This window comes from Variovorax sp. 05T418 (assembly GCF_056396385.1).
On record NZ_JBFTLJ010000011.1, the window covers coordinates 204,443 to 213,031 of the forward strand.

The following is an 8,589-nucleotide window of genomic DNA, read 5'->3' on the forward strand; positions in this document are numbered from 1 at the left end:
GCGGCGGTTGCACCCGCCAGCGTTTTCGTGGGCTAAACTCCACGCTCCATGTTCGTTCATCACATCATTCAAACAGGTGAAGGCAGCCGGGGAGCCTGGCCCTGGCGTCGCCATACATCGCTGACTGTTTGATTGCACGGCGCACGCCGTGCGCCCGCGGTACCGGATCGTTTTTTCTCGACGCCGGGCCACCAGTGAATGACCTTGCCACCGGCCAAGAAGCGCCGGCCGGCAACTGGAGAACGAATCCGTGATCACCGAACTTGAATTCAAGAGCCTCAGCGCCCAGGGCTACAACCGCATCCCGCTGATGGCCGAGGCCTTTGCCGACCTCGAAACGCCGCTTTCCCTCTATCTGAAGCTCGCCCATTCGCAAGGCGGCGGCAAGCACAGCTTTCTGCTCGAATCGGTGGTGGGCGGCGAGCGCTTCGGGCGCTACAGCTTCATCGGCCTGCCGGCGCGCACGCTGCTGCGCGCGAGCGGCTTCGGCGCCGATGCCGTCACCGAAGTGGTGACCGACGGCCAGGTCGTCGAAACGGCCGCGGGCAATCCGCTCGATTTCATCGCCGAATACCAGAAGCGCTTCAAGGTGGCGCTGCGGCCCGGCCTGCCGCGTTTCTGCGGCGGCCTTGCGGGCTACTTCGGCTACGACACCGTGCGCCACATCGAACGCAAGCTCGAAAAAAGCTGCCCGCCCGATGCGCTGGGCTGCCCCGACGTCCTGCTGCTGCAATGCGAGGAACTGGCGGTCATCGACAACCTCTCGGGCAAGCTCTACCTGATCGTCTATGCCGACCCGAAGCAGCCCGAGGCCTACGCGGCGGGCAAGCGCCGCCTGCGCGAGCTGAAGGAAAAGCTCAAGTACTCGGTGAGCGCGCCCATCGTGAAGCCCACGCAGCCGCATCCGCCCGAGCGCAGCTTTGCCAAGGCCGACTACCTCGCGGCCGTGGAACGCGCCAAGGACATGATCGCCGCCGGCGACTTCATGCAGGTGCAGGTGGGCCAGCGCATCAGCAAGCGCTACACCGAGTCGCCGCTGTCGCTGTACCGCGCGCTGCGCTCGCTCAACCCCTCGCCCTACATGTACTACTACCACCTGGGCGATTTCCACGTGGTGGGGGCTTCGCCCGAGATCCTGGTGCGCCAGGAGAACACGGGCGACGGCGAGCAGAAGATCACCATCCGCCCGCTGGCCGGCACGCGCCCGCGCGGCGCCTCGATCGAGCTCGACAAGGCGGCCGAGGAAGAACTCATCAACGACCCCAAGGAGCGCGCCGAGCACGTGATGCTGATCGACCTCGCACGCAACGACATCGGCCGCATCGCCAAGACCGGCACCGTGAAGGTGACCGAGGCCTTCGCGGTGGAGCGCTACAGCCACGTGATGCACATCGTGAGCAACGTCGAAGGCACGCTGAAGGACGGCATGACCGCCATCGACGTGCTCAAGGCCACCTTCCCGGCCGGCACGCTCACCGGCGCACCCAAGGTGCATGCGATGGAGCTCATCGACCAGCTCGAACCCACCAAGCGCGGCCTCTATGGCGGCGCCTGCGGCTACATCAGCTATGCCGGCGACATGGACGTGGCGATTGCCATCCGAACCGGCATCGTGAAGGACCAGATGCTGCACGTGCAGGCCGCGGCCGGCGTGGTGGCCGACTCGGTGCCCGAGCTGGAGTGGAAAGAAACAGAGGCCAAGGCGCGCGCACTGCTGCGTGCCGCCGAACTGGTCGAGGAAGGCCTGGAATGAGCAACGTACCCGACATCCAGAACGATTTCTCGCACGAGATCATCGGCGCCGCCGTCGAGGTGCAGCGCGTGCTCGGCATGGGCCTTGGAGAGGAGGCCTACGCCGCCGCGCTGGCCATCGAACTCGCCGAGCGCGAGATCGGCTTCACGCGCGACGTGGCGCTCTCGGCCAGCTACAAGGGCCGCTCGCTCGGCGAGGTGTACCGCGCGGGCTTCGTGGTCGAGCAGTCGGTCATCGTCGAGCTCAAGGCGGTCGACGTGCTGACCGACCTGCACCGCGCGCAGGTGCTGGCCGCACTGCGCCTGTCGGGCCTCAAGCTGGGCCTCCTGATCAACTTCAACGTGTTCCCCGTCGTCAAGGGCGTGCACCGGATTGTGAGCAAGCCATGAAACTGCTGATGATCGACAACTACGATTCCTTCACCTACAACATCGTCCAGTACCTGGGCGAGCTGGGTGCGGATGTCCAGGTGCACCGCAACGACGAGATCAGCGTGGCGCAGATCGGCGAACTGATCGCCTCCGGCGTCACGCGGCTCGTGGTGTCGCCGGGTCCCTGCTCGCCGGCGGAAGCAGGTGTTTCGGTGGCGGCCATCGAGGCGTTCGCGGGCAAGCTGCCGATCCTTGGCGTGTGCCTGGGCCACCAGGCCATCGGCGCGGCCTTTGGCGGCAAGATCATTCGCGCGCAGCAGCTCATGCACGGCAAGACCAGCGAGATCACGACCACGCAAGAGGGCGTGTTCGCGGGGCTGCCCGAGAAGTTCACCGTCAACCGCTACCACTCGCTCTCGATCGAGCGCGAGAGCTGCCCGAAGGTGCTGGCCATCACCGCCTGGACCGACGACGGCGAGATCATGGGCGTGCGGCACACCGGCTTTGCGCATGAGGTGCGCATCGAGGGCGTGCAGTTCCATCCCGAATCGATCCTCACCGAGCACGGCCACGCGATGCTCAAGAACTTTCTCGATTGAAACCCGCCATGACAGACCGCTCCTTGCTCGTCGACCTGCGCAGCGACACCGTCACGCAGCCCACCCCGGCGATGCGCGAGGCCATGATGGCGGCGCCGCTCGGCGACGACGTCTTCGGCACCGATCCGAGCGTCAACGCGCTGCAGGAAAAGATCGCCGCGCTGCTGGGCTTCGAGGCGGCACTGCTGGTGCCGACGGGCACGCAGAGCAACCTGTGCGCGATCCTTTCGCACTGCGGGCGCGGCGACGAGTACATCGTCGGCCAGCAGGCGCACTGCTACCGCTGGGAAGGCGGCGGCGCCGCGGTGTTCGGCAGCGTGCAGCCGCAGCCGCTCGACCACGCATCCGACGGCACGCTGCCGCTCGCGCAGATCGAAGCCGCCATCAAGCCCGACGACGCGCACTTCGCGCGCACACGCCTCCTGGCACTGGAGAACACGCTGGGCGGCAAGCTGCTGCCCTTCGAATACGTGCAGGCGGCAACCGACCTGGCGAAAAGCAGGGGGCTGCAGCGGCACCTCGATGGCGCGCGGCTCTTCAATGCCGCCACCGCGCAGGCCGCGCTGAACAAGAACGGCGACGTCCGCACCGAAGCGCGCCGCATCGCGCAGTGCTTCGACAGCGTGTCGGTCTGCTTCAGCAAGGGCCTGGGCGCACCCATCGGCTCGGCGCTGGTCGGTTCGCGCGAGTTCATCGCGCGGGCGCACCGCATCCGCAAGATGGCGGGCGGCGGCATGCGGCAGGCGGGCTTGCTTGCTGCAGCCGCTTCGCATGCGCTCGACCACCACATCGACCGCCTCGCCGACGACCATGCCCTGGCCCGTCGCCTGGCCGAGGGGCTCGAGGGCATCGAGGGCCTGAAGGTCGAGGCGCCGCACACGAACATCGTGTTCGTCGACCTCATGGGCGCAGCGCAGGCGCGTTCGGCCGAACTGCTCGCGAACCTCAACGGGCAGGGCATTCTTGCCACCGGCCTCTATCGGCTGCGCTTCGTGACGCACCTCGATGTCGATGCGGCCGGCGTCGACCGCGCCGTGGCGGCCATCCGCGGCTTCTTCAACGCCTGAACCCCAAGGAGCCGTGCGATGCCCGATCTCCCGCATCTGCTCGCTTTCATCGCCGCCGGCTGGCTGCTGAACCTCACGCCGGGGCCCGACGTGCTCTACATCATTGCCAACTCGCTGCGCTCCGGCGTGCGCGCGGGCATCGTCGGCGGCTTCGGCATCCTCACCGGCTGCTTCGTCCACATCTTTGCGGCGGCGGTCGGCGTCGGCACGCTGCTGGCCACCTCGGCGGCGGCCTTCACGGTGCTCAAGTATGTTGGCGCGGCCTACCTGCTGTACCTGGGCGTGCGCATGGTGTTCTCGCGCGCCAAGGCGCCGGCCGATCTGCAGCAGGCGGCGGCCGCATCGGGCGAGCGCGGGCTCAAGGAGATCTTCCTGGGCGGCTTCTGGACCAATGTGCTGAACCCCAAGGTCGCGTTGTTCTTCCTGGCCTTCGTGCCGCAGTTCATCGCACCGGACGCCGACAACAAGGGCCTGTACTTCGTGCTGCTGGGCGTGCTGTTCAATTTCAATTCCATTCCCGTCATCGTGGGATGGGCCGCATTCGCCGGCTGGATGGCGCGCCGCAGCGCCGTGCAGAAGGGCATGCACTGGCTCGACCGCGCGGCCGGCGTGCTGTTCATCGGCTTCGGCCTCAAGCTTGCATTCACGGACGCGCCGGCCGGCCGCGTCGGCCCCTGAAAACACCGAGGAGACTCCCCATGATCACCCCCCAGGAAGCGCTCCAGCGCACCATCGAGCACCGCGAGGTGTTCCACGACGAGATGCTGCACATCGTGCGGCTCATCATGAGCGGCGAATGCTCGCCCGTGATGATGGCGGCGCTGATCACCGGGCTGCGCGTCAAGAAGGAAACCATCGGCGAGATCACCGCGGCCGCGCAGGTGATGCGCGAGGTGTCGACCAAGGTGCCCGTGAAGGACACCACGCACCTGGTCGACATCGTCGGCACCGGCGGCGACGGCTCGCACACCTTCAACATCTCGACCTGCTCGATGTTCGTCGCGGCCGCGGCGGGCGCCAAGGTCAGCAAGCACGGCGGGCGCAGCGTGTCGAGCAAATCGGGCAGCGCCGACGTGCTGGAGTCGCTGGGCGTCAACATCAACCTGCCGCCGGAGCAGATCGCGCGTTCCATCGAAGAGGTGGGCATCGGCTTCATGTTCGCGCCCAACCACCATCCGGCCATGAAGAACGTCGCTCCCGTGCGCAAGGAGCTCGGCATCAAGACCATCTTCAACATCCTCGGGCCGCTGACCAATCCGGCCGGCGCGCCGAACATCCTGATGGGCGTGTTCCATCCCGACCTCGTGGGCATCCAGGTGCGCGCGCTGCAGCGCTTGGGCGCCGAGCACGCGATGGTGGTGTATGGCCGCGACGGCATGGACGAGATCTCGCTCGGCGCCGCCACCATGGTGGGCGAACTCAAGGACGGCGAGATCCGCGAATACGAACTGCACCCCGAGGACTTCGGCTTTGCGATGTCGAGCAACCGCGCGCTGCGCGTGGAAACGCCCGAACAGTCGAAGACCATGCTGCTCGGCGTGCTCGACAATCAGGCCGGCCCGGCGCTCGACATCGTGTTGCTCAACGCCGGCGCGGCCCTGTATGCCGCCAACGTGGCCGAGTCGATGGCCGCGGGCATCGAGCGTGCGCGCGAGGCCGTGGCATCGGGCGCGGCGCGCGCCAAGCTGGCCGAGTTGGTCAAGGCCTCCACGGCCGCCGCGTGAAGCAGGAAAACAGCCAGGAACGCAGAAAAATGTCCGACATCCTCGACAAGATCATGGCCGTCAAGCGGCAGGAAATTGCTGCAGCGCAGAAGAGAAGCCCGCTCGAAGCCGTGCGCTTCGACGCTGAAAGCCGCGTGCTGACGCGCGATTTCGAGGGCGCGCTGCGCGCCAAGATCGCCGCCGGCCACGCCGCGGTGATCGCCGAGGTCAAGAAGGCCAGCCCGAGCAAGGGCGTGCTGCGCGAGGACTTCATTCCAGCCGACATCGCGCAGAGCTATGCCGAAGGCGACGGTGAAATCAGCGCGGCCTGCCTCTCCGTGCTGACCGACAAGCAGTTCTTCCAGGGCGGCGTCGACTACCTCAAGCAGGCCCGCGCCTCGTGCGACCTGCCGGTGCTGCGCAAGGATTTCATTGTCGACGCCTACCAGGTGTACGAATCGCGCGCGATGGGCGCCGATGCCGTGCTGTTGATCGCTGCCTGCCTCGACGACGCGCAGATGAAGGACTACGAGGCCATCGCGCGCGGCCTCGGCATGGCGGTGCTGGTCGAAGTGCACGACGCGGCCGAACTCGAGCGCGCGCTCAAGCTCAAGACGCCGCTCATCGGCGTGAACAACCGCAACCTGCGCAACTTCGAGGTGTCGATCCAGGCCACCATCGACCTGCTGCCCAGGCTGCCGGCCGACCGGCTGGCCGTCACCGAATCGGGCATTGCCACGCGCGAGGACGTCGCAACCCTGCGCGCGGCCGGCGTCCATGCCTTCCTGGTCGGCGAGGCCTTCATGCGCGCCAAGGAACCCGGCGAGGCGCTCGCCGCATTGTTCAAATGAGCCGGCCCGATCAGCTGGCGAGCAGCGATCCGGCCGACTGGCCCGTCGCGCCGGGCTGGCGGCCGCTGGTGGACGGCTTCTTTGCCGGCATCGTGGGCCAGAAGCTGCTCGGTTTCCTGCGCGAGCGCCTCGATGCGGGCGCCGTCATCTTCCCGCCGCAGCCGCTGCGGGCCCTGGAGCTGACCCCGCCCGAGGACGTGCGCGTCGTCATCCTGGGCCAGGACCCGTACCACGGCCGCGGCCAGGCCGAAGGGCTCGCATTCTCGGTGGCGCCCGGCGTGGCGCTGCCGCCATCGCTGCGCAACATCTTCAAGGAACTCCAGCGCGACCTGGGAACGGCGCCGCCGCCATTCCCGAACCCGGGCGGCAGCCTGGTGAAGTGGGCCACCCACGGCGTGCTGCTGCTCAACACCTGTCTCACGGTCGAGGAAGGGCAGCCGGCCAGCCATTCGGGCCGCGGCTGGGAGGTGCTGACCGATGCCGTCATCCGCCATGTATCGGACGGCGAGAAACCTGTTGTTTTTATGCTCTGGGGTTCGCATGCCCAGAGTAAGCGTGCGTTGATCGACATTGGCCGCCATAAGGTGCTGATGTCGAATCATCCGTCGCCGCTTTCGGCCTTGCGCCCGCCCGTTCCGTTCATCGGCTGCGGCCACTTCGGCGAGGCGCGCGCCTGGCGGCTCGCGCACCAGCCGGGCGGCGAAATTCACGGATAATGCCGGCTGTTTCGCCTCGGGCAGTTTCCCCGCATCTTCTTGGTGCTGAGTTCTGCGTAGTCACAAAACCGTGCTATATTTCGAGGTTCGCCGGAGAGGTGGCCGAGTGGTTAATGGCAGCAGACTGTAAATCTGCCCTCTAACGAGTACGCTGGTTCGAATCCAGCCCTCTCCACCAGCGATGAATTTGGTTTCTAAGAGCGATTGGATCTAGCGCTTTGGGTGCCTTGAAGTGCCCCCGATGCGGGAGTAGTTCAATGGTAGAACCCCAGCCTTCCAAGCTGATGACGCGGGTTCGATTCCCGTCTCCCGCTCCAGAGACCCGGTTCGGCGCCGGAAAGCGATTGGTTAGACAAAAGCCCTTTTGGCTCAGTGGTAGAGCACTCCCTTGGTAAGGGAGAGGTCGCGGGTCCGATTCCCGCAAAGGGCACCAGTTTTTAGGGGGTTGCAACGGCAGGTTTGCAACCCATCTGCATACGTTGAAATCGTTTTTTTCGGAGTCGAAAAATGGCAAAAGGTAAATTCACCCGCACCAAGCCGCACGTGAACGTGGGCACGATCGGTCACGTTGACCACGGCAAGACCACGCTGACGGCGGCCATCGCCACGGTGCTGTCGGCCAAGTTCGGCGGCGAAGCCAAGGCCTACGACGGCCGCCGACGGCCCCATGCCCCAGACCCGCGAGCACATCCTGCTGGCGCGCCAGGTGGGTGTGGGCTACATCATCGTGTTCCTGAACAAGTGCGACATGGTGGACGACGCCGAACTGCTCGAGCTCGTCGAAATGGAAGTGCGCGAGCTGCTSGACAAGTACGAATTCCCGGGCGACGACACCCCCATCATCCACGGCTCGGCCAAGCTCGCCCTGGAAGGCGACAAGGGCAAGCTCGGYGAAGAAGCCATCATGAAGCTGGCCGAAGCSCTSGACACCTACATCCCGACGCCCGAGCGCGCCGTGGACGGCACCTTCCTGATGCCYGTGGAAGACGTGTTCTCGATCTCCGGCCGCGGCACCGTGGTGACCGGCGCCGTCGAGCGCGGCGTGATCAAGGTCGGCGAGGAAATCGAGATCGTGGGCATCCGCCCGACCGTCAAGACCACCTGCACCGGCGTGGAAATGTTCCGCAAGCTGCTGGACCAGGGCCAGGCGGGCGACAACGTCGGCGTGCTGCTGCGCGGCACCAAGCGCGAAGAAGTCGAGCGCGGCCAGGTGCTGTGCAAGCCCGGCTCGATCAAGCCGCACACGCACTTCACCGCCGAGGTGTACGTGCTGTCCAAGGACGAAGGTGGCCGTCACACRCCGTTCTTCAACAACTACCGTCCGCAGTTCTACTTCCGCACGACGGACGTGACCGGCGCGATCGAGCTGCCCAAGGACAAGGAAATGGTCATGCCTGGCGACAACGTCAGCATCACCGTGAAGCTGATCAACCCGATCGCGATGGAAGAAGGCCTGCGCTTCGCCATCCGCGAAGGCGGCCGCACCGTGGGTTCGGGCGTCGTGGCAAAGATCCTCGACATCTAAGCCG

8 protein-coding genes, 3 tRNA genes and 1 pseudogene are annotated in these 8,589 nt (G+C 66.3%); all 12 read left to right on the plus strand.

The features are described from left to right. Nucleotides 1–250 precede the first annotated feature (250 nt). The 12 genes and pseudogenes from trpE to AC1DMS_RS22290 all read left to right on the plus strand — a co-directional run bounded on the left by trpE (nt 251) and on the right by AC1DMS_RS22290 (nt 8,585). Entirely contained in the window at nt 251–1,753 is a 1,503-nt protein-coding gene (trpE, locus tag AC1DMS_RS22235) for an anthranilate synthase component I (RefSeq protein ID WP_018904105.1), read from the plus strand. Continuing rightward, the gene (locus AC1DMS_RS22240; protein WP_436287230.1) at nt 1,750–2,142 is read left to right on the plus strand and encodes a GxxExxY protein; all 393 of its coding nucleotides are present in this window, start codon (nt 1,750–1,752) and stop codon (nt 2,140–2,142) included. Before trpE ends, AC1DMS_RS22240 begins: the two co-directional genes overlap by 4 nt. Then, nucleotides 2,139–2,723, plus strand: coding sequence for an aminodeoxychorismate/anthranilate synthase component II (locus tag AC1DMS_RS22245; protein ID WP_278875536.1), 585 nt, complete (start codon nt 2,139–2,141; stop codon nt 2,721–2,723). Before AC1DMS_RS22240 ends, AC1DMS_RS22245 begins: the two co-directional genes overlap by 4 nt. An 8-nt stretch (nt 2,724–2,731) precedes the next feature. Next, the gene (ltaE, locus tag AC1DMS_RS22250) at nt 2,732–3,790 is read left to right on the plus strand and encodes a low-specificity L-threonine aldolase (RefSeq protein ID WP_278875533.1); all 1,059 of its coding nucleotides are present in this window, start codon (nt 2,732–2,734) and stop codon (nt 3,788–3,790) included. An 18-nt stretch (nt 3,791–3,808) separates the two neighbouring features. After that, nucleotides 3,809–4,468, plus strand: coding sequence for a LysE family translocator (locus AC1DMS_RS22255; RefSeq protein WP_278875531.1), 660 nt, complete (start codon nt 3,809–3,811; stop codon nt 4,466–4,468). 20 nt (nt 4,469–4,488) lie between these two features. Beyond that, nucleotides 4,489–5,514 carry an anthranilate phosphoribosyltransferase gene (gene trpD, locus AC1DMS_RS22260; protein ID WP_278875528.1) on the plus strand — a complete coding sequence of 342 codons (1,026 nt, stop codon included), beginning with the start codon at nt 4,489–4,491 and terminating at the stop codon, nt 5,512–5,514. 29 nt (nt 5,515–5,543) lie between these two features. Next, nucleotides 5,544–6,344, plus strand: coding sequence for an indole-3-glycerol phosphate synthase TrpC (gene trpC, locus AC1DMS_RS22265; protein ID WP_278875526.1), 801 nt, complete (start codon nt 5,544–5,546; stop codon nt 6,342–6,344). Next, nucleotides 6,341–7,060 (plus strand): uracil-DNA glycosylase, encoded by a 720-nt coding sequence (locus AC1DMS_RS22270; protein ID WP_027730227.1) that lies wholly within the window; start codon nt 6,341–6,343, stop codon nt 7,058–7,060. Before trpC ends, AC1DMS_RS22270 begins: the two co-directional genes overlap by 4 nt. A gap of 92 nt (nt 7,061–7,152) precedes the next feature. Next, nucleotides 7,153–7,238, plus strand: a tRNA-Tyr gene (locus AC1DMS_RS22275). A 65-nt stretch (nt 7,239–7,303) separates the two neighbouring features. Beyond that, nucleotides 7,304–7,377, plus strand: a tRNA-Gly gene (locus tag AC1DMS_RS22280). A gap of 41 nt (nt 7,378–7,418) precedes the next feature. Continuing rightward, nucleotides 7,419–7,493: transfer RNA gene (locus AC1DMS_RS22285), tRNA-Thr, on the plus strand. A 74-nt stretch (nt 7,494–7,567) separates the two neighbouring features. Next, nucleotides 7,568–8,585, plus strand: a pseudogene (locus tag AC1DMS_RS22290) (elongation factor Tu). The last annotated feature ends 4 nt before the right edge of the window (nt 8,586–8,589 follow it).

What these genes read in the sequence shown, in the direction of transcription:
- AC1DMS_RS22270 (WP_027730227.1), top strand. Translation starts at nt 6,341, where the DNA reads ATGAGCCGGCCCGATCAGCTGGCGAGCAGCGATCCGGCCGACTGGCCC.
- ltaE (WP_278875533.1), top strand. Translation starts at nt 2,732, where the DNA reads ATGACAGACCGCTCCTTGCTCGTCGACCTGCGCAGCGACACCGTCACG.
- AC1DMS_RS22240 (WP_436287230.1), top strand. Translation starts at nt 1,750, where the DNA reads ATGAGCAACGTACCCGACATCCAGAACGATTTCTCGCACGAGATCATC.
- trpD (WP_278875528.1), top strand. Translation starts at nt 4,489, where the DNA reads ATGATCACCCCCCAGGAAGCGCTCCAGCGCACCATCGAGCACCGCGAG.
- AC1DMS_RS22245 (WP_278875536.1), top strand. Translation starts at nt 2,139, where the DNA reads ATGAAACTGCTGATGATCGACAACTACGATTCCTTCACCTACAACATC.
- trpC (WP_278875526.1), top strand. Translation starts at nt 5,544, where the DNA reads ATGTCCGACATCCTCGACAAGATCATGGCCGTCAAGCGGCAGGAAATT.
- AC1DMS_RS22255 (WP_278875531.1), top strand. Translation starts at nt 3,809, where the DNA reads ATGCCCGATCTCCCGCATCTGCTCGCTTTCATCGCCGCCGGCTGGCTG.